Here is a 22,396-nt window from a genome sequence, read left to right on the forward strand (position 1 = left end):
GCGGAAGTAGTTCAGTGGTAGAATACAACCTTGCCAAGGTTGGGGTCGCGGGTTCGAATCCCGTCTTCCGCTCCAATAAAATTTAATATGGCGGCATAGCCAAGTGGTAAGGCAGAGGTCTGCAAAACCTTTATCACCGGTTCAAATCCGGTTGCCGCCTTTTCTTTTGTGCCGATGTGGCGGAATTGGCAGACGCGCACGACTCAAAATCGTGTTCCTTCGGGAGTGTCGGTTCGACCCCGACCATCGGTATCATGAACGGCGTAAAAAAGCTCTATACAATTAGTATAGAGCTTTTTTGTTTTCTTTTCATTACATGACAAAATAAGCAGAAAAAATATTGTATATACAATATTTCTTTCGAGTACTCTAGAGAGAATTTCTCCACCCCGGTGACATGAAGTTAAATCCGATACCACCAGTAGATATTAGTACATTACCAACGGTTAAGTTTGTAACCTCTAAAAACTTCTTTTCAAACCCTTCTCTGTTGTACTTATACATAGTTGAGTGGCATGCCCACATATGCGTTGAAGTACTTAACCAGTCCCCTAAATCTTTTAATTCAGGGAACGACTCAAATTGAATTGGTTCATCTAATTTCATGAATCTCACTTGATAGATAGTTGGGTTTAACTTTTCTTCTATCCCTTTAAGACTATGTGCTTTTTTCTCATTTGAATGTGTCATAATTCTCCCGCTCTCTTTTCTTCAAATTTTTCCCTATTTTTATTATACAACAATAGAAAGTAATTATGGGAATATTATGGAAATAGGTGTCAGCAATATAAAAAGACTCTAACAGAAATGTTAGAGTCTTTTTGTTAAATTATACTATGTGCTTCTAAAATTCGTAATAAACGTAGGAATTCATGTATAATATAACTTGTCGAAAGAACAAAATGATAGTGATTTATATTATGTCTATAATATGAATCAAAAATGAACTTTTTATATTTCTTTTAAAAATGTGTTGAACACACATTATATTTCATATTAATATTTTTATGTAGATTTAAAACGGGAAAGAGAGTGGAAAGTATGGGCCGTAAATGGAACAATATTAAAGACAAAAAAGCATCAAAAGATGCAAATACAAGCCGTATATACGCGAAATTTGGGCGTGAAATTTATGTGGCAGCAAAACAAGGCGAGCCAGATCCAGAATCAAACCAAGCGCTAAGAGTTGTATTAGAGCGTGCGAAAACATACAATGTTCCAAGAACAATTATTGATCGTGCAGTTGAAAAAGCAAAAGGCGGTTCAGAAGAAAATTATGACGAGCTTCGTTATGAAGGATTCGGACCAAATGGAGCTATGGTTATTGTAGATACACTTACAAATAACGTAAACCGTACTGCAGCAGATGTACGAGCTGCATTTAGCAAAAACAGTGGTAATATGGGTGTGAACGGTTCTGTAGCTTACATGTTTGATGCGACAGCTGTTATCGGCCTTGAAGGTAAAACATCAGATGAAGTTCTTGAAATTTTAATGGAAGCAGATGTAGACGCACGTGACATTCTAGAAGAAGAAGATTCTGTTATCGTGTATGCTGAACCAGATCAATTCCATGCAGTACAATCTGCACTTAAAGGTGCTGGCGTTGAGGAGTTTACAGTTGCAGAATTAACAATGCTTGCACAAAGTGATGTAACACTTCCTGAAGATGCTCAAGCACAATTTGAGAAAATGGTTGATGCATTAGAAGATTTGGAAGATGTTCAACAAGTTTATCACAACGTAGACTTAGGAGAGTAATACGATAGATGACCCTTTTCGCTTAGCGGATAGGGTCTTTTTTTATGAAGTTAATTAAAGTGATGAAGTATTAAAGGTATTTTGTTGTAGGTAGTGAATATGATTATAGGGATATATAAAATATTCATTATCTCTAGGAGGCTTAATATGGAACATAAGACACCAAAGCATATAGTTGCTGTAGCAGGTTATTTAACAAATGAAAAAAATGAAGTGTTATTAACAAAAGTGCACTGGCGAGCTGATACGTGGGAGTTGCCAGGAGGACAGGTAGAAGAAGGCGAAGCGCTCGATCAAGCTGTCTGTAGGGAAATAAAAGAGGAAACAGGGTTAACGGTGAAGCCTATCGGAATTACAGGGGTTTATTATAATACCTCTATGCATATTCTAGCTGTTGTTTTTAAAGTAGCATATATAAGTGGTGAAATAAAAACTCAACCTGAAGAGATACAAGAGGCTAAATTTGTTGATTTAAATGAAGAGAACATAGATGAGTATATAACGCGTCCTCATATGAAATCCAGAACGCTTGATGCAATGAGAGCAACACATTTTATTCCGTATGAAACGTGGGAAGTACAGCCGTATAATTTAATAGGAAGATTGTAAAGAAAAGAGTAGCCGATTTGAGATACATTCGAATCACTACTCTTTTTTGTATACTGTTTAAGAAAAAGGTCAAAATAATAATAGCACTAGTATTGATTTGCAGAACGTTTGTTCTGTATAATAAATCTATATGTTATATACATTTAGATTACTAGATAGTCAAAAGTATATATATTTGTAGATGATATAATTAAAGTGTAAAGTGAAAATATAATAGTCTTAAGGGTTTCTCTTTTATTGGTTATTCGTGCTTTAACATAACCTATATTCAATATTTCAGATGAATAGTAGATAAAAAAATACTGTGATACAATACTTTTTTATCCCACTATTTGCTGGGCAGTAAGCCTGATTGATGAGGGCTCATTAAAGTTTCACTTTATACCTTACAATGATGTAAGGTACGTGTAAGAGAAATCGATGGGATATTTTTTTACAACAATGTATTCTTAAAGTAAGAGTTATATGCTGTGTGGAAAAGAGGTGTTCAAGATGAAAGAACGAGTATTATCTAGGGTGAACTATCATCAAAAAGTTGCATTAAATCCAATGACTAAACTTTTTTATAAAGCCATTATATTATTATTATTGTTAAGTTGTACGTTATTATTCATTGGAAATGTAATGATTGAGAAAAGTGATATTAGTAAATTACATGTACCGGCTAAGTTAGAGGTGCCAGAATCATTAACACATGCATTTATTGCGACAGAAGATAAAAGATTTTATCATCATAACGGTTTAGATTATATAGCAATTATTAGAGCCTCAGTTGAGAATATAAAGGCTGGTGGTGTCGTGCAAGGAGGAAGCACGATTACACAACAGCTATCTAAAAATGCTTTTTTAACAAATGAACGTACATTTTCTCGTAAGTGGAAAGAGATTTTTTATACGAAAAAAATTGAACGCACATTTACGAAGGATGAAATTTTAAAATTATATGTAAGTAATATTTATTATGGAGAAGGAGCGTGGGGAATTGAAAAAGCAGCAAACCTTTACTTCGGTAAAAAGGTGAACCAATTAACGTTGGCTGAAAGTGCAATGATGGCTGCTGTAGTAAAAGCACCTGCTTATTACTCACCTGCCCAAAACTATGATAAAGCAGTAGAGAGACGAAATGTCGTTTTGAGACTAATGGAGAAAGAAGGCTATATAAGCCATGATGAGTATGTTCAAGCAGTTAGTGAGAAATTAGTAATTCGTCATGATATAAAAATAGAGCAGTCGATGTTAAATAGCGCGCGTAAAAAAGCAGTAAGTTAAGAGAAGTTCCTACAGAGGAGCTTCTTTTTTTGAATAAATTGTGACAAATTGTGACACAATATCGTCACAATTATTGTGTTTTTGTAATTTATGTGAGCGTGTTCATTGCGTGACGTATATAAGTGTTGATATTATGTGTATTGTGTACAATGCTGTATACAGAATATGAATTTAAAGAGGAATGTATATGAAATCAAATAAACTCATGGCTCTTGGTATAGTTTTTTCTATCGCAGTATTGATTGTAATTGGAACAATTGCGTATAGCATCATAAATGACAAAAAAGATAAAGGGAATGAGATGTTTGCTTATTCTACGCAACAATCTTTAGGGAAAGATGATGCTCCAGTTAAGGTAGTTGAATTTGGAGACTTTAAATGTCCTGCTTGTCGTACTTGGGATGTAACAGTATTACCTCGATTAAAAGAAGAGTATATTGATAAAGGCAAAGTGCAGTTATATTTTATTAACTTCCCATTTATCGGAAAAGACTCGGATTTAGGTGCAGCAGCTGGTGAAGCAATTTATAAACAAGATAAAGATTCATTCTGGATCTTCTATGATGAGATTTATCAAAATCAAAAGAAAGATACGGAAGAATGGATTACAGAAGATTTGCTTCTTAGCATTGTGAAAGAGAAACTTCCAAAAGTTGATGTAGAGCAATTTAAGAAAGATTTACACAGTAAAGACATTAAAGAAAAAGTACGTAAAGATTCAGATCGTGCTCAAAAATTAAAAGTTCAAGGTGCTCCTTCTGTATATGTAAACGGAAATCTTGCAAACCCTGATTTCGATAGTATGAAGAAGGCAATTGATAAAGAATTGAAAAAGTGATGAGGTCTCTCATCACTTTTTCGACTTTTTTCGATAAAATTCTTGCCTCTACTTTTTTTACATGCTATACTACTTTACATAAGTTATTCTAATATCTTATATGTAATTCATATTTGCGGGTGTAGTTTAGTGGTAAAACAAGAGCCTTCCAAGCTCTGGTCGAGAGTTCGATTCTCTTCACCCGCTCCAAATTTTATTAAATGTTTTTCTATAAATTGTGATCAACGCAGTGTTTCGTTTCCGAGATAAACGAGGCATTGCGTTTTTTAATGTTTGAAAAACCTAATTACATGCGAAAATAGAAGTAAATAATAGTATTCCAAAAGTGAATTACTAACCAATAGAGTCGTTACATAAGGGATGGATTCATCTGAGGAGGCGATTAAGAGTGGATTTTGAACAATTAAAGCAAGATGTAATTGCGTATAGTAAAACAATTGGCATAGATAAAATAGGCTTTGCGAGTGCTTCTCCTTTTGAGGAATTAAAGCAGCGCTTAATCCAGCAACAACAATTAAATTATCAATCTGGATTTGAAGAGCCTGATATAGAGAAGAGAACGAATCCGCAACTGTTATTACCGGGTGCTAAATCAATTATTGCGATTGCTTTAGCATATCCTTCAAAATTAAAAAATGCACCATTAAGTAAGCGTGGAGAACGCCGTGGGATTTTTTGTCGTGCTTCTTGGGGACAAGATTATCATCTTGTTTTACGAGATCGTTTGCAAAAATTAGAAGCATATTTAATTGAAAAACTTCCGGATATAGAAGTGAAGTCCATGGTTGATACAGGTGAATTAAGTGATCGAGCTGTATCAGAGCGTGCAGGCATTGGATGGAGCGGTAAAAACTGCTCTATTATTACACCTGAATTTGGTTCGTACGTATACTTAGGGGAAATGATTACAAATGTTCCATTCCCGCCAGATAAGCCGATAGAAGATCAATGCGGGGGCTGTACGAAATGTATCGATATTTGTCCTACCGGTGCTTTAATACAGGGGGGACAGTTAGATTCGAAGAAGTGCATTGCGTTTTTAACACAGACGAAAGGATTCCTACCTGAAGAATATCGCGATAAAATAGGAAATCGTATATATGGATGTGATACGTGTCAGACTGTTTGCCCGAAAAACAAAGGAATGGATTTTCATAATCATCCTGAGATGGAGCCGGATCCTGAGCTAGTTAAACCATTATTAACACCACTTTTAACAATTAGTAATCGTGATTTTAAAGAGAAATATGGGATTATGTCAGGGTCATGGAGAGGGAAAAAGCCACTGCAAAGAAATGCGATTTTAGCATTAGCACATTTTAAAGAAACATCGGCAATTCCTGATTTAATTGGTGTTATGAAAGATGACCCAAGACCAGTACTACGCGGAACGGCAGCATGGGCACTTGGGAAAATTGGCGGAGATGGAGTAGGCGAAGCGATTGAGAAAGCGATGGAACGTGAGAAAGATGAAGAAGTGCTTCATGAAATGAATCGCGGGCTTGAATTGTTAGCACAGAAAAAAGAGTAGATAATATTTCCCTTTTTCATATTGTAATATGGGAGGGAGACAGAATGGTTGTAAAAACGAAGATTGAAAACCAAGTACAACAATTTTTAGCATATATAACGGAGAAAAGAACGAATGTGGATGGTATTGCTGAGGATTTACTACAAATGGCACTGAGAAAGAAACAATTGTTTCAAAGACGTAGTGCACATATAGTGAAAGCAACTGCGGATGTTTCTTTCATTAGACAATTAAATAGTAATGACCATCAAGAAATTGATTATCAAATACATTTTAAATATTTAATTAAGCATAAAGAATTATTTTATATTGAAGAGGAACAATTAAAACGAAGAGTTTGTTTAAATAATAGTCGGATTATAGGCGATTATGCTATTGAAGTGTCAGAAGAAATTAGAATGGGTGAGACATTAGAAAGGGAAATTACGAAAGAGAAGTACGGTTCTTATCAGTATAATCGTTTAGAGGCAGTGAAATATGCAGAGCGTTGGTGGGATGACCGAAATCCTATGTATCGTAATTTCCCTGATAATTGTACGAATTTCATTTCTCAATGTCTTCATACTGGAGAAGTACCTATGAGCGGATATCCTAATATTCGTAAAGGATGGTGGCAAAGGGAGAATCAGTGGAGCTGGAGCTGGGCTGTTGCACATTCTTTTTATTGGTATTTGTCAGGTGCTACAACAGGACTTCGAGCAGAGGCGGTAGAGAGGCCAGAAGAACTTATTCTTGGAGATGTCATTGCTTATGATTTCGAGGATGACGGAAGATGGAATCATACGACGATTGTAGTAGCAAAAGATGCAGATGGTATGCCGCTTGTAAATGCACATTCAGCGAATAGCCGTCGACGTTATTGGAACTATGAAGACTCTAGTAAATATACACCACAAATGAAATATAAATTCTTTCATATTATTAATGGGTAGAGATTTTTCGCTCAAGTGGTATAATACGTAGTAGACAAAAAACAGAGGTGAATATCGCGTGGGAGTACATGTTGTTTTATATCAGCCAGAAATTCCAGCAAATACAGGGAATATTGCTCGTACTTGTGCAGCAACTGGAACAGAATTACATTTGATTAGACCGCTTGGATTTTCAACGGATGATAAAATGTTAAAGCGTGCAGGATTAGATTATTGGCAGCACGTAAAAATTACGTACTATGATTCAATTGAAGAATTTTATGAAAAAAATAAAGACGGTGAATTCTTCTATTTAACAAAGTATGGCGAGAAAGCTCATACAGCGTTTGACTATAGCAAGCGCGAGAAGGATTACTATTTTGTATTTGGAAGAGAAACAAACGGCTTACCAGCTAATGTAATCGAAGAAAACTTTGATCATTGTTTACGTATTCCAATGACAGATAAAGTACGTTCATTAAATTTATCTAATACAGCAGCAATTTTAATTTATGAAGCGTTCCGTCAACAAAATTACCCTGGATTAGATTTAGAAATCGTTTATTAAAAGTCGCCATATGGCGACTTTTTTTTATAAAATAAAAATAATATATAATCATACATTTAAAAGAGAGGACATAATCATATAGAATGGGATATATGATTAAAAATAGATAAGACGGGTTGAGATAAATATGAAGGAAGAATATAGTAATCAAAATACCTTTTTAAGTATGATAGATATGGATTTAATTAGACAAGGATTATTACATGCTATTCAAGATTTAGTATTCATATTGAAAGTTATTGATAATGAAACGTTTCAATATATGTATGTGAATAAAATAGGAATGGATTATGCTAGGTTAAGCGAAGAGTGCTATGGAAAAACCTTTGCAGAAGTATTACCAAAAGATATAGCGGGGATATTGCAAAGGCAATATGCAAAAGTAGTGAGAGAAGCGAAAGCACACACCTTTTGTGATGTAGTCAATTTACCAAAAGGTGAGATACACTATGAATCTTCACTTAATCCTGTCTGCGACGAAGAAGGAATATGTCAATTTGTTATTTGTATTACAAGAGATATTACAGCTCAAATTGAGGAGAAGACAGAGATAGAGGAAAAACAAATGTTATTTAAGTCGTTACTGGAATATAATAATGACTCAATTATATCTATAGATTCTATAGGGAGAGTTACATATGCAAATCCGGCAACGTATGAAATATTTGGATACCGGTATGAGGAATTAAATAATAAATTTATTTTTGAATTCATTAATAAAGAATATGAAAAAGATTTTCAAATTATATTTAAGGGATCGATGCAAGGAAAAGCAAAACAAATTGTTTCAAAGAAATATGTTCATAAAGAAGGGTACGAGCTATATATTTCTTTGAGAACTATCCCGATTATTGTGAACGGTGAAATTGTTGGGATTTATATTGTTACGAGAGATGTTACAAGGCAAGTATTAAACGAAATGCGAACAGAATATTTAGCTTACTATGACCAGTTAACGGGATTAATGAATAGAATTTCATGTGCAAATAAGTTAAATACTTTTTTAAATGAGAGTGTAAATTTTGCACTTGTATTTATAGATTTAGATGAGTTTCATCGTATTAATGATACATTTGGTCATAAAGAGGGAGATAAAGTATTACAAAAAGTTACAGAATGTTTAAGTAATCTAAAAATAGAAGATATGCACTTATTTAGAGAACACGATGATCAATTTGTTATGTTGATAGAAAATATAACGAAAGAATATGTAGAGGAAGTTGCAAAAAGCATATTAAAAAACATTAGTGAATATTTTGTAATCGAAGAAGAAGATGTATATTTAAGCGCGTCAATTGGAATTGTAATGGCTCCAACAGATGGAGAAGATGAAAAAATACTATTTCAGAGAGTCGATGCTGCTTTAGAAAAAGCAAAAGAAAAAGGAAAAGGACATTATCATTTTTATTGTAGTGGATTAGACTGTGAGCGTGAACAAAGGTTTATAATAGAAAACCAGTTACATCGTGCTATAGAAAAAAATGAATTTTTCTTATATTATCAGCCACAAATTAATATTGAAACGAAAAAAATAGCTAGTATGGAAGCTTTAATAAGGTGGGAGAATAAGGAATTAGGATTTGTTTCTCCAAACCAATTTATCCCGTTGGCAGAAAGAACAGGATTTATTATTAAGCTGGATGAATGGGTAGTAAATCAAGTGTGTCAGCAATTGCGCGAATGGTTAAATAAAGGGTATGATGTGGTCCCAATTGCAGTTAATATTTCAGCTAGACACTTTCGTTCTATTACATTAATAGAGATGATTACACGGGCTTTAAATAAGTACAATGTACCAACTCATTTATTAGCGATAGAGGTTACAGAAGGAGCTCTTATACATAAAGATATATCGAAGAGAGTGTTACTACAATTAAAAGAGCAAAATTTAAAGATTCATTTAGATGATTTTGGAACAGGCTATTCATCTTTAAGTTATTTAAAAACATATCCAATTGATACTTTAAAAATTGATCGTTCTTTTATGGAAGGTATACATATAGATGAACGTGATACGAATATTACAGCTGCAATTATTCATTTAGCTCATACTTTAGAATTGAATGTGATTGCAGAAGGAGTAGAAAAAAAGGAGCAAATACAGTTTTTGAAAGAAAAGAATGTGAAGCTTGTACAAGGTTATTATTATAGCCGACCACTATCCAAATATGATATGGAAAATATGTATTATAAATAAAAAATGATGTGCTAAAAGCACATCATTTTTTATGTGTACCTGGTTTGTCATTGTAACCGGATGTAAAAATAGCTGTAAGAAATGTGAGTGATACACCTAAAATTAATAATAATTTCATACTAATATCCTCCTTACTTTTTTCGGTTCATGAGTTTTATTTATTACCTAAAATGTATGTAAGGTTCTTAGAAGAAAAGAATTTATTTATAATGAATAGCAGTGTAAAAACGTTAATACCTATATTATACAGAATTTTCTTTGAATTTTGGAGGGAATTTTAGTGTGCTATTATATATTTCGTTTTGATTTAAAGAATGTTTAAGGACATCCTAGCATACCTTTTATAATAATCCGATTGAACAAGGAGATGGGGGAGGAGCTATAATGGATATTCTAAAAAAGATTGAACAGCATCGAGCAGCAGAAGAACGTTTACAATGGGAAGGTACGTTTGCGGAGTATTTGGAGCTTGTGAAAGAAAGACCATGGGTGGCTCAAACAGCACACTCTCGCATTTACAATATGATAAAAGATGCTGGAATTGAAGAAGTTGATGGTAGAAGAAAGTATAACTTCTTTAGTAATCAGCTCTTTGGATTAGAGGATGCTCTAGAACGTCTTGTAGAGGAATATTTTCATCCATCTGCAAAACGATTAGATGTTAGAAAAAGAATTTTATTATTAATGGGTCCTGTTAGTGGAGGGAAATCAACGTTAGTTACAATGTTGAAACGAGGATTAGAAACATATTCAAGAACAGATCGCGGAGCAATTTTTGCGATTAAAGGATGCCCAATGCACGAGGATCCACTGCATTTAATTCCACATCATTTACGAGATGATTTCTTTGATGAGTATGGGGTTAGAATTGAAGGGAATTTATCACCACTAAATGTCATGCGTTTAGAGCAAGAATACGGATCAAGAATTGAGGATGTAGTTGTAGAGCGTATTTTCTTCTCTGAAGATCGTCGTACAGGGATTGGTACATTTAGCCCGTCTGATCCAAAATCACAGGATATTGCAGATTTAACAGGTAGTCTGGACTTTTCTACGATTGCAGAATATGGTTCAGAATCAGATCCGCGTGCGTATCGATTTGATGGAGAATTAAATAAGGCAAACCGAGGAATGATGGAGTTCCAAGAGATGTTAAAATGCGATGAGAAGTTTTTATGGCACTTATTATCACTTACGCAAGAAGGGAATTTCAAAGCGGGAAGATTTGCGCTTATTTCAGCAGATGAATTAATTGTAGCGCATACAAATGAAACAGAGTATCGCTCATTTATAGCAAATAAGAAAAATGAAGCATTGCACTCAAGAATTATTGTAATGCCAGTTCCTTATAATTTACGAGTAAGTGAAGAAGAACATATTTATGAAAAAATGATTCGTGAAAGTGATGTATCGAATGTTCACATTGCACCACACACACTTCGCGTTGCAGCAATGTTCACCATTTTAACTCGTTTAAAAGATCCGAAGCGTCCGGATATTGATTTAATTAAAAAGATGCGTTTGTATGATGGAGAAACGGTAGAAGGTTATAATGCGATTGATGTAGAAGAATTACAACGCGAATATCAAGATGAAGGTATGAAGGGTATTGATCCTCGTTATGTCATTAACCGAATTTCGTCTACAATCATTCGAAAAGAGGTACCATCTATTAACGCGTTAGATGTACTTAGATCTTTAAAAGATGGGCTAGATCAGCATCCATCCATTAGTAATGAAGACCGTGAACGTTACATGAACTTCATCTCATTAGCGAGAAAAGAATACGATGAAATCGCGAAGAAAGAAGTACAAAAAGCGTTTGTTTATTCATATGAAGAATCAGCTAAGACGCTTATGGATAATTACTTAGATAACGTCGAGGCGTACTGCAATAAATCGAAATTACGTGATCCGTTAACAGGAGAAGAAATGAGTCCAGATGAAAAATTAATGCGCTCAATTGAAGAGCAAATTGGAATTTCAGAAAATGCTAAGAAAGCGTTCCGTGAAGAGATTTTAATTCGCATTTCTGCTTATGCCCGTAAAGGAAAACGCTTTGATTATAATTCACATGAACGTCTTCGTGAAGCGATTCAGAAAAAACTATTTGCTGATTTAAAAGATATAGTGAAAATTACAACGTCAACGAAAACGCCGGACGAAAATCAGCTTAAGAAAATCAATGATGTTGTTGCGCGTTTAATTGATGAGCATGGCTATAATTCTTCTTCAGCAAATGAATTACTACGCTATGTAGGTAGCTTGTTAAACAGATAGTTTGATAACAAAACGCTGTCTCTTGTATTTTGCGGGACAGCGTTTTATTATCCGTTCATATGTGTATAAAGTGTCATACCTTGTCCAAATGTAATAAATTAAGATGCAATTTTATGAATTTATTGTCAATTATTTTTACAATATGCATATGATAGAGTAACCAACCATTCATACGAAAAAAGCCAACACAATACAATATGTTGCAAAGTAAAAATATGTGCAACAATGCATTGTGTTTCTTTCTTATCAGTGGCTGAATATTTCTTTCTATTATGTGAGTGGCAAAATTTTGTTTAGGATGCTCGGGGTATTGTATGAAAAACGTTATAAATGTTTATGGGATGATTTTCTGTGGGCAGTTACCTTTCAAACATTCTAGCTTGCACATTACAGAACAAAATTTATAGATTGCTGTTCATACAGGAAGACAATTACAGTAAGGAGGGAAAGGAATGGGCGAAGAAAATCAACCAAATTATACGATTTCACAGGAAAACTGGTCCCTCCATCGCAAAGGATATGACGACCAACAGCGCCATCAAGAAAAAGTACAAGAGGCAATTAAGAATAATTTACCCGATCTTGTAACAGAAGAAAGTATAGTTATGTCTAATGGCAAGGATGTTGTAAAAATACCAATTCGTTCTCTAGATGAATATAAGATTAGATACAATTATGATAAAAATAAACATGTTGGGCAAGGAAACGGTGACAGCAAAGTTGGTGATGTCGTTGCGAGAGATGGATCAGGTGGTCAAAAACAAAAAGGGCCAGGAAAAGGGCAAGGAGCAGGAGATGCAGCTGGGGAAGATTACTATGAAGCTGAAGTCTCTATTTTAGAATTAGAGCAAGCGTTTTTCAGAGAGTTAGAACTGCCTAATTTAAAGAGAAAAGAAATGGATGAAAACCGGATTGAACATGTTGAATTTAATGACATTAGAAAAACAGGATTATGGGGAAATATCGATAAGAAAAGAACAATGATATCCGCATATAAACGAAATGCAATGAGTGGTAAAGCATCTTTTCATCCAATTCACCAAGAAGACTTAAAGTTCCGCACTTGGAATGAAGTATTAAAGCCAGATTCAAAAGCTGTTGTATTAGCGATGATGGATACGAGTGGATCGATGGGAATATGGGAGAAATATATGGCACGTAGCTTCTTTTTCTGGATGACAAGATTTTTACGCACAAAGTATGAAACAGTAGATATTGAATTTATTGCCCATCATACGGAGGCAAAAGTAGTTCCAGAGGAAGAGTTTTTCTCAAAAGGAGAAAGTGGCGGAACGATTTGTTCTTCTGTATACAAAAAAGCACTCGAACTTATCGATAATAAATATTCACCAGACCGCTATAATATTTATCCATTCCATTTTTCAGATGGTGATAATTTAACATCAGATAATGCTAGATGTGTAAAACTTGTTGAAGAGCTAATGAAGAAGTGTAATATGTTTGGGTATGGGGAAGTGAATCAGTACAACCGCCATAGTACACTCATGTCAGCCTATAAAAATATTAAAGATGAAAACTTTAGATACTATATTTTAAAGCAAAAAGCAGACGTATTTCATGCGATGAAAAGCTTTTTTAGAGAAGAATCAGGTGAGAAAATGGCATAACCTCTTTTAAAGAGGTTCTTTTTTTGTAAACTTTTTATTTTCCCAGTTGACAATGATAATGAAAATCATTATCATTTATTCGAGAAATGATTACATTTCGAATTATATATTTCGGAGGAGATGTAAAGTTGAAACAAAATAAAAGAAAACGTATAAATGCAATGATTATAGCGGCAGCGTTATCACTTCCGTTTGCTGTTTATTCAACACCTGCTTTAGCGGCAGTAGCAATTGAGGCGAATAAAACTGGACAAGGTTTAGAAGATGGTACATATGACGCTGTTATTAAAGCGTATAAAGATAAAACGAATGAAGAGTCTATGGCAGCTGTTTATATAAAGGATCCGAAATTAACAATTGAGAATGGAAAGAAAATTGTAACAGCAACATTAAGTGATAGTGATTTCTTTCAATACTTGAAAACAGAGGATATTCATACTCCAGGTGTGTTTCATGATGTGAAAGTAATATCAGAAGATAAAAAGAAAAATGGAACGAAAGTGATTCAGTTTGAAGTAGGGGAATTAGGAAAAAGGTATAATATGCGAATGCATATTTATATTCCAACAATGGCCTATGATAATAAGTACCAAGTACAGTTTGAAGTAAATACATTGAATTTAGAGAACAATGTTCCAGAAAAACAAAAGGAAAATAAAGAGGAGCAACAAGATGAAAACGGAAATGTAATATTAGATAAGCAATTACAAAAATATATTAATAAATATAACTTAAATAGAGATAATGTAGATGCGCCAATCACAAAGAAAGATTTATTACAAATTAAAACGTTATCCATTTATTCAGGTAAAGGAATAAATAAAATAACTGGTTTAGAGTATATGACAAACTTAGAGAAGTTGACGTTACGAGAGTCTAATGTAAAAGACATATCAGCCATCTCGAAGTTGAGAGGTTTGAAGTACGTTGATTTAACGTCTAATTCAATTGAAAGTATTCACCCAATTGAGCAGTTAGAGAATATTAATATGCTTTTTTTAAGAGATAATAAAATTTCTGATCTTACACCATTAAGTAAAATGAAAAAAATTAAAACATTAGATTTAATCGGTAATAACATTAAAGATATCCAGCCATTATTTACAGTATCAACTATGAAACAATTATACTTAGCAAATAATCAAATCAGTGATCTTACGGGAATTGATCGATTAAATAATGTGGAATTATTATGGATAGGGAACAATAAAATTAATAATGTTGAATCTATTAGTAAAATGAGTAATCTTATTGAACTAGAAATTTCTGATAGTGAAATAAAAGATATATCATCATTATCGCAATTAGGAAATTTACAAGTGCTGAATTTAGAAGAGAATTATATCTCTGATATATCGCCGTTGAGCACTTTAACAAATTTACATGAGATAAATCTTGGAGCAAATGAAATTTTTGACGTAAGGCCTGTTGAGGAATTAGGTAAGCGAATTTCAATTGATATTCAAAGACAAAAAATCTTTTTAAATGAAGGAAGCGTAGATGAAGAAATAAAAATCCCAGTATACAACCTTAAAGGAGAGCCACTTCAAAATATTAATTTGCAAAGTGAAGGGGCTACTCTGAATAACGGATTTATAAAATGGAATAGTCCTGGAGAAAAAATATATGAATTTAAACTAGATACTAATTCTACTGAAAGTAAAATAAGATTTAATGGTACGGTTATACAGAATATAGTTGAAAAACAAAAAGAAAGTCAAAATGTAATTCTCGATAAAACTTTACAACAACATATTAATAAAGAGAATTTAGGTAGAGAGAATTTAAACGCTCTTATCACAAAAGAAGATTTATTACAGATTAAAAAATTAGAGATACTTAAAGAAAATGGAAATGAGATAAAAAATATAACAGGTTTAGAGTACATGACGAACTTAGAAAAACTCACTTTAGAAGGAGTAGGCCTGAAAAATATTGAGTTCATCTCAAACTTGAAACAATTGAATAATGTGAATGTATCTCATAATCAAATTGAAGATATAACACCACTATCTTCATTGGAAAATTTGCAGTGGTTAAATCTTGCGGACAATCATATTAAAGATGTAACGGTTATTGGTTCCATGCTAAACTTATTTAGCTTAAATCTAGCTGGGAATGAGATTCGTGATGTCAGGCCGTTAATACAATTAGGGCAGTGGTTTACAATTGATGTTGGAAGACAAAATATCATTTTAAATGATGCAAAAATAAACGAAGAAATTCAAGTTCCTGTATATGATTTAGAAGGAGAAAGTATTGAAAATATTCAATTGACAAGTGAGGGAGGGACGTTTAATAACGGAGTAATAAAATGGAATACGCCAGGTGAAAAGGTGTATAAATTTGATTTAGATTCTGATGAAATTAGCATAAGGTTTAACGGAACGGTAATTCAAAATATAATTGAAAAAGAAGAAGTGAAAGAACCAGTAAAAGAAGTTGAAGAAACAAAAGAAGAAGTGAAAGAGCCGGTAAAAGAAGTTGAAGAAACAAAAGAAGAAGTGAAAGAGCCGGTAAAAGAAGTTGAAGGTACAAAAGAAGAAGAAAAAGAGCCAACAAAAGAAGTTGAAGGTACAAAAGAAGAAGAAAAAGAGCCAACAAAAGAAGTTGAAGAAGCGAAAGAACCAAAGAAAGAAGTAAAAGAATCAGCAACAGGATTGGATCAAGAGCCAAAAGGGAATAATCAAGTTGTTGAAAACGAGGGAAGAAAAGCAGACACTTTAAATAAACAACATACTAATAAGCCAGAGGAAGGCAAGAAATTTTTACCATCAACAGGCGGTGAAGCTAGCACTTCGACTTTACTTTCTGGCATAACACTTGTTCTTTCCGCACTAAGTATGTTCGTATTTAGAAAGAGATTATTTAAGAAATAAATAACGTTTAATCTTATTGTTATATATAATTAATTTTTGCTTTTTTGAGAAGACATTATCATGGCGGTTTTATTAGAAACATGCATATGATGATGTCTTTTTTTACTAGAGAAGGATATTACTAGTGATTGTCTAAGTGTATTAGAAAAGGAGGGGAAGTTATGCATATTAATTCTATTTCAAAGATCGAAGAAGCTACAGAATTTATTTCGATGATGAATAAAGATATTACGCAGCATGTTGGTTATTGCGGGGAAAATCATGAAGAAATATTGGACGCTATTCTTCATGGTTTTTCTGATATAGGGTGGGAGAAGTCTTTTGTCGTTTCTTATAATGATAATAATGAAATTGTAGGTGTATTAGGATTTGATATAGATAAGGTAAGCGAAAGTGCGGAGATTTGGGGGCCTTTTATTATAGCTTCGAATTGGGGAGAGATTGCTTTAAGTATGTGGAAGAAACTTATCGAGAAAATTCCACTTCATATTCAAAAGTTTCATGGATTTTATCACGTGAAAAATAGTAATGGCATCGACTTTATGAAATATTTACAAGCTAAAAAACAAGAGAAACATAGCGTTTTAATTTTAAAGAAAACTAATGTGGAGCAATGTACAATAAATCAAGTAGAGGAAGCATCTCAACAAGTATTTGAGCAGTTTATTGTTTTACATAATAATATTTTTCCTAATACATATTATGAAGGAAATGAAATCATTGAACGTTTAAGTGATACGAATAAATTATTTGTAAGTATGAAGAATGGTAAGTTAGAAGGTTATGTATATGTTGAAGTAAATCCGGAGTTTCATGAAGCGAATATTGAATTTATTGCAACCGCTGAAAATAGTAGAAGAAAAGGTGTCGGAGAGCGGATATTACAAGGGGCAATTCAGTATATTTTCTCCTTCCAAGGGATGAGAGAGATAGTACTATGTTTGAATACGAATAATGATCGTGCGATGAAATTGTACAAGAAAATAGGTTTTGAGGAAAAAGCATGTTTACAACACTATATAATAGAGTGAAAAACCCATTCATATGAAAATGATATTTCATATGAATGGGTTTTATTACGGATTTAGAAGTGATTTGAGGCGCCAATCGTTACATAACCTTTTTTATTTTTTTCGGCACTTCTTTCGTTTGCAAATTAACATCTTCTTTTCGTAGCTCTTTAAAGAGTGAAGTAACCATAAGAACGACTACAATAGAAAATGGTAGCGCAGCAATTATAGCTGCGATTTGTAGTGCATTTAATCCTCCAGCTTGTAATAAAATAGCGGCAATTATCGCGATTGTTAATCCCCATATAAGTTTTAAACTATTTTTCGGTGATAAGCTTCCGTTACTCGTTTGCATGGAAACGACAAATGTTGCTGAATCGGCAGAAGTAACGAAAAATGTGGCTACTAGAATCAACCCGATAATCGTTAAAAATGTAGAGAATGGTAGATGTGAAATAACAGCAAATAATCCAATTTCTGTACCATTTTTTGCAATTTCATCAGCTATTCCAAGCGATTGGAACATTTCCATATGGATTGCGGTACCACCAAATACTGCAAACCAAAATGTACAGATAAGAGTCGGGACTAATACAACTCCAAAAATAAATTCTTTTATTGTGCGCCCTTTAGAAATACGAGCGATGAATGTACCGACGAATGGAGACCAAGAAATCCACCATCCCCAATAGAAAATAGTCCAGTTTTCAATCCAAGAAGAAGATTTTTCATTAAATGCTCCTAAATTTAATCCCATACTAGGCAAAGCTCCAATATAAGAACCGAGTGTAGATGTGAAATATTTCATAATAAATACAGTTGGTCCTAAAAGTAAGAAAGAGATGAGTAAAATACCTGCAAGAGAGAAATTCAAGTTACTCAAATATTTAATCCCACGATCTAAGCCAGTTTGTGCACTCGTTAAATATAAAACAGCGAAGATAGCTATAAGTACGAGCTGAGTAAGTAAAGTGTTATGAATGGAAGGGAATAAATAGCTTAATCCTCCAGCAATTTGTTGAGCACCAATCCCAACAGATGGCACAATGCCAAATACTGTGGCTAAAACAGCTAGAATATCAACTGTTTTTCCGATACGAGAATTTTTCGATCGATTAAATAATGGAGTAACTGTAGCCCCGATAGTGCTACCTTTTTGTTTGCGGAATGTGAAATATGCAATTGTTAAAGCGACCATTGCGTATAGTGACCACGGAAAGAGTCCCCAGTGGAAAAATGAATATTGCATAGCGAGTTTGGCACTTTCCTCTGTCCCCGCTTTTCCTGTTAATGGATCTGTAAAATGTGAAATCGGTTCAGCGATTCCATAAAAGAGGAGTCCAATTCCCATTCCTGCCCCAAACAACATGGATAGCCAAGATGGATAATTATATTTTGGCTTTTCTCCATCTTTACCAAGACGAATAGAACCGTACTTAGAAAATGCTAAATAAACAGCCAAAATAATCATTGTAGTCATAAGTAGAGAGTAAAACCACCCAAATTTATTGAGGATAAATGAGTTTAAAGAAGATGTAACACTTTGTAAATCGTAGCCTTGTATCCAACTTGCTGGGGTAATTCCCCATATAATGAATAATGTTGTTAGCAAGAAGGAGATATAAAATACACTGTTTTCTTTTTTTATCATAGAATCCCACCCTTATTTAATAAAGTTAACAATTATAATAATCATAACAATTAAGTTTTTAATTGTCAAAAAATTACCTTTTTATAATGTGAAAGGATGCAATTTGTTTTAGGGAGGTAAAGAGCAATGTGTTCACGATATGTACAAATTATAGGAAGAAATAATATGAAATATTGCATTTTATATTGTTACATCCAGATTTTATGTTAAATTCTTGAATGGAATATTAAAATAGGGGGCAAGGATATGAACAAGAAATCAAAGATCAATAAAGTGATGCTTAGCATTAGTACAATGGCTTTATCGTTAGGCGCACTTCAAACTCATGCAGCAGCGGAAGAAAAAGTACCGTATAACGTGTTGAAAACGAAACCGGTTGGAATTGAAAAGTCGGTAGATGAAGTTGGACATATTTCAAAAGTTGATGAAACTTTATCATTTCAAGAACGTTTAAAAGTAGGAGATTTTTCACAGCGACCAGCATCTATTACGAAGAAAACTGCAGTAAAGCAAGTTAAAGAAAGCTATTCAATGGCTGATTTAAACAAAATGAATGATCGAGAATTAGTTGAAACGTTAGGCAGTATTAAGTGGCACCAAATTACAGACTTATTCCAGTTTAATGAAGATGCAAAGGCTTTTTATAAAGATAAAGGAAAAATGCAAGTCATTATAGATGAATTAGCTCATAGAGGTAGTACATTTACGAAAGATGATTCAAAAGGAATTCAAACGTTTACTGAAGTGCTGCGTTCAGCTTTTTATCTTGCATTTTATAATAGTGAATTAAGCGACTTAAATGAAAGAAGCTTCCAGGATAAATGTTTACCTGCTTTAAAAGCAATCGCAAACAATCCAAACTTTAAGCTTGGTACAGTTGAACAAGATACAGTCGTATCTGCATACGGTAAATTAATTAGTAATGCTTCAAGCGATGTTGAAACGGTTCAATACGCATCGAATATTTTAAAGCAATACAATGATAATTATACTACTTATGTAAATGATCGAATGAAGGGACAAGCAATATACGATATCATGCAAGGTATTGACTATGATATACAGTCGTACTTAACTGAGGCTCGTAAAGAAGCGAATGAAACGATGTGGTATGGAAAAGTAGATGGGTTTATTAATGAAATAAATCGTATTGCTCTTCTAAATGAAGTAACGCCAGAAAATAAATGGCTTGTTAATAATGGCATTTATTTTGCTAGCCGTTTAGGGAAGTTTCATAGCAATCCAAATAAAGGATTAGAGGTTGTTACACAAGCAATGCATATGTACCCGCGCTTAAGTGAACCGTATTTTGTTGCGGTAGAACAAATTACAACAAATTATAATGGTAAAGATTATAGCGGGAATACAGTAGATTTAGAGAAAATACGTAAAGAAGGAAAAGAGCAATACTTACCAAAAACGTATACATTCGACGATGGATCAATTGTGTTCAAAACAGGAGATAAAGTATCAGAAGAAAAAATTAAGAGACTATATTGGGCTGCGAAGGAAGTAAAGGCACAGTATCACCGTGTAATTGGAAATGACAAAGCGTTAGAGCCAGGAAATGCGGATGATGTATTAACGATCGTAATTTATAATAGTCCAGATGAATATCAGTTAAATAGACAATTGTATGGATATGAAACAAACAACGGTGGAATTTATATTGAAGAGACAGGTACATTCTTTACATATGAGCGTACACCAGAGCAAAGTATTTATAGTTTAGAAGAGTTATTCCGTCATGAATTTACTCATTATCTGCAAGGGAGATATGAAGTTCCTGGTTTATTTGGAAGAGGAGATATGTATCAAAATGAAAGGCTAACTTGGTTCCAAGAAGGAAATGCAGAGTTTTTCGCAGGATCTACTCGTACGAATAACGTTGTACCAAGAAAGAGTATAATTAGCGGATTATCATCTGATCCTGCAAGCCGTTATACAGCAGAGCGTACACTATTTGCTAAATACGGTTCTTGGGATTTCTATAATTACTCGTTCGCATTGCAGTCTTACTTATATACGCATCAGTTTGAAACATTTGATAAAATTCAAGATTTGATTCGTGCGAATGACGTGAAAAATTATGATGCATATCGTGAAAATCTAAGTAAAGATCCTAAGTTAAATAAAGAGTATCAAGAGTATATGCAGCAGTTAATTGATAATCAAGATAAATATAATGTACCGGAAGTAGCAGATGATTATTTAGCTGAACATGCACCGAAATCGTTAACTGAAGTGAAAAAAGAAATTAGTGGTACGTTGCCTATGAAAGATACAAAAATGACAAAACATAATTCTCAATTCTTTAATACATTTACATTAGAAGGTACGTATACAGGTAGTGTCACAAAAGGTGAATCAGAAGATTGGAAAGCAATGAGTAAAAGAGTAAATGAATCTTTAGAACAATTGGCGCAAAAAGAATGGAGTGGCTACAAAACTGTTACAGCATACTTCGTCAATTATCGTGTGAATAGTTCAAATGAATTTGAATATGATGTAGTCTTCCATGGAATCGCAAAAGATGATGGAGAAAATAAAGCTCCAACGGTTAATATAAATGGCCCTTATAGCGGTCTTGTAAAAGAGGGAATTCAATTTAAAAGTGATGGCTCAAACGATGAAGATGGAAAAATTGTTTCTTATTTATGGGAATTTGGAGATGGAAGCACAAGTGCAGAAGTGAATCCAGTACATGTATATGAAAGAGAAGGTTCTTATAAAGTATCGTTAAGAGTAAAAGATGATAAAGGCAAAGAGAGCAGAAGCGAAACAACTGTTACGATTAAAGATGGAAGTTTAACAGAATCAGAACCAAATAATCGTCCAGAAGAAGCAAATCGTATCGGGCTAAATAGTACGATAAAAGGCAGTCTTATTGGCGGGGACCACACTGATGTTTATACATTTAATGTAGCATCAGCGAAAGATATCGACATTTCTGTTTTAAATGAGTATGGAATTGGGATGACATGGGTACTTCACCATGAATCAGATATGCAAAATTATGCAGCTTACGGTCAAGCCAATGGGAATCATATAGAAGCGAAATTTAATGCAAAACCAGGCAAGTATTACTTGTATGTATATAAATATGATAATGGTGATGGAACGTACAAATTATCAGTAAAATAAGTGTCTTTCCAATGTATGTTTAACTTTACTTTTTGTGGAAAATAGTATATTATATAGATATATAATATATCGGTTATTTTCTAGGAGGAGCCTGTCACAATAGGTTTCTCCTGTTCTTTT

At 33.5% G+C, this 22,396-nt stretch carries 15 protein-coding genes and 4 tRNA genes; 17 read left to right on the forward strand and 2 right to left on the reverse strand.

Annotation, left to right across the window (positions count from 1 at the left end; all coding sequences use genetic code 11):
* The 3 genes from AB6801_RS28795 (at position 1) to AB6801_RS28805 (ending at position 252) form a co-directional block, all read left to right on the forward strand.
* Positions 1 to 75, forward strand: a tRNA-Gly gene (locus AB6801_RS28795).
* Between the two features lie 14 nt (positions 76 to 89).
* Positions 90 to 160 (forward strand) — tRNA-Cys (locus tag AB6801_RS28800).
* A gap of 10 nt (positions 161 to 170) precedes the next feature.
* A tRNA-Leu gene (locus AB6801_RS28805) sits at positions 171 to 252 on the forward strand.
* A 117-nt stretch (positions 253 to 369) separates the two neighbouring features.
* Here the strand turns inward: AB6801_RS28805 and AB6801_RS28810 are convergent.
* Complete coding sequence (locus AB6801_RS28810) at positions 370 to 690, reverse strand: DUF3884 family protein (protein ID WP_097999686.1); 321 nt, start codon at positions 688 to 690, stop codon at positions 370 to 372.
* Between the two features lie 351 nt (positions 691 to 1,041).
* Between AB6801_RS28810 and AB6801_RS28815 the strand changes: the two genes are divergently transcribed.
* From AB6801_RS28815 to AB6801_RS28875, 13 genes are all read left to right on the forward strand, one after another.
* Positions 1,042 to 1,761: a YebC/PmpR family DNA-binding transcriptional regulator gene (locus AB6801_RS28815; RefSeq protein ID WP_000532952.1), complete on the forward strand. Its 720-nt coding sequence runs from the start codon at positions 1,042 to 1,044 to the stop codon at positions 1,759 to 1,761.
* 147 nt (positions 1,762 to 1,908) lie between these two features.
* Positions 1,909 to 2,370 carry an NUDIX hydrolase gene (locus AB6801_RS28820; RefSeq protein WP_000400456.1) on the forward strand — a complete coding sequence of 154 codons (462 nt, stop codon included), beginning with the start codon at positions 1,909 to 1,911 and terminating at the stop codon, positions 2,368 to 2,370.
* 492 nt (positions 2,371 to 2,862) lie between these two features.
* Positions 2,863 to 3,639, forward strand: a complete 777-nt coding sequence (locus AB6801_RS28825) for a transglycosylase domain-containing protein (RefSeq protein ID WP_000664715.1) — start codon at positions 2,863 to 2,865, stop codon at positions 3,637 to 3,639.
* A gap of 187 nt (positions 3,640 to 3,826) precedes the next feature.
* On the forward strand, positions 3,827 to 4,477 hold the full coding sequence (locus AB6801_RS28830; RefSeq protein WP_000841306.1) for a DsbA family protein: 651 nt from the start codon (positions 3,827 to 3,829) through the stop codon (positions 4,475 to 4,477).
* Between the two features lie 115 nt (positions 4,478 to 4,592).
* Positions 4,593 to 4,666 (forward strand) — tRNA-Gly (locus AB6801_RS28835).
* Positions 4,667 to 4,865: 199 nt separating this feature from the next.
* Entirely contained in the window at positions 4,866 to 6,008 is a 1,143-nt protein-coding gene (queG, locus tag AB6801_RS28840; RefSeq protein ID WP_000345216.1) for a tRNA epoxyqueuosine(34) reductase QueG, read from the forward strand.
* A 44-nt stretch (positions 6,009 to 6,052) separates the two neighbouring features.
* Positions 6,053 to 6,940, forward strand: a complete 888-nt coding sequence (locus AB6801_RS28845) for an amidase domain-containing protein (protein ID WP_000260592.1) — start codon at positions 6,053 to 6,055, stop codon at positions 6,938 to 6,940.
* A gap of 58 nt (positions 6,941 to 6,998) precedes the next feature.
* Positions 6,999 to 7,487, forward strand: coding sequence for a tRNA (uridine(34)/cytosine(34)/5-carboxymethylaminomethyluridine(34)-2'-O)-methyltransferase TrmL (gene trmL, locus AB6801_RS28850; protein ID WP_000538147.1), 489 nt, complete (start codon positions 6,999 to 7,001; stop codon positions 7,485 to 7,487).
* Positions 7,488 to 7,614: 127 nt separating this feature from the next.
* Positions 7,615 to 9,684 carry a sensor domain-containing protein gene (locus tag AB6801_RS28855; protein ID WP_097814122.1) on the forward strand — a complete coding sequence of 690 codons (2,070 nt, stop codon included), beginning with the start codon at positions 7,615 to 7,617 and terminating at the stop codon, positions 9,682 to 9,684.
* A 384-nt stretch (positions 9,685 to 10,068) separates the two neighbouring features.
* On the forward strand, positions 10,069 to 11,964 hold the full coding sequence (locus AB6801_RS28860) for a PrkA family serine protein kinase (RefSeq protein ID WP_000353273.1): 1,896 nt from the start codon (positions 10,069 to 10,071) through the stop codon (positions 11,962 to 11,964).
* Between the two features lie 452 nt (positions 11,965 to 12,416).
* Positions 12,417 to 13,592 (forward strand): sporulation protein YhbH, encoded by a 1,176-nt coding sequence (gene yhbH / locus AB6801_RS28865; protein WP_000503518.1) that lies wholly within the window; start codon positions 12,417 to 12,419, stop codon positions 13,590 to 13,592.
* A gap of 128 nt (positions 13,593 to 13,720) precedes the next feature.
* Positions 13,721 to 16,471 carry a leucine-rich repeat domain-containing protein gene (locus AB6801_RS28870; protein ID WP_370941340.1) on the forward strand — a complete coding sequence of 917 codons (2,751 nt, stop codon included), beginning with the start codon at positions 13,721 to 13,723 and terminating at the stop codon, positions 16,469 to 16,471.
* A gap of 161 nt (positions 16,472 to 16,632) precedes the next feature.
* Positions 16,633 to 17,502, forward strand: a complete 870-nt coding sequence (locus AB6801_RS28875) for a GNAT family N-acetyltransferase (protein ID WP_097999543.1) — start codon at positions 16,633 to 16,635, stop codon at positions 17,500 to 17,502.
* Between the two features lie 79 nt (positions 17,503 to 17,581).
* On the opposite strand, the gene opuD is transcribed toward AB6801_RS28875, so the two are convergent.
* Positions 17,582 to 19,132, reverse strand: coding sequence for a glycine betaine transporter OpuD (gene opuD, locus AB6801_RS28880; RefSeq protein ID WP_000591579.1), 1,551 nt, complete (start codon positions 19,130 to 19,132; stop codon positions 17,582 to 17,584).
* A gap of 246 nt (positions 19,133 to 19,378) precedes the next feature.
* Here opuD and colA point away from each other — a divergent pair, with 246 nt between their 5' ends.
* Complete coding sequence (gene colA / locus AB6801_RS28885; RefSeq protein WP_097999542.1) at positions 19,379 to 22,276, forward strand: collagenase ColA; 2,898 nt, start codon at positions 19,379 to 19,381, stop codon at positions 22,274 to 22,276.
* The last annotated feature ends 120 nt before the right edge of the window (positions 22,277 to 22,396 follow it).

The sequence above is a fragment of the Bacillus sp. RCC_6_1 genome, from assembly GCF_041360755.1.
Lineage (GTDB): Bacteria > Bacillota > Bacilli > Bacillales > Bacillaceae_G > Bacillus_A > Bacillus_A cereus.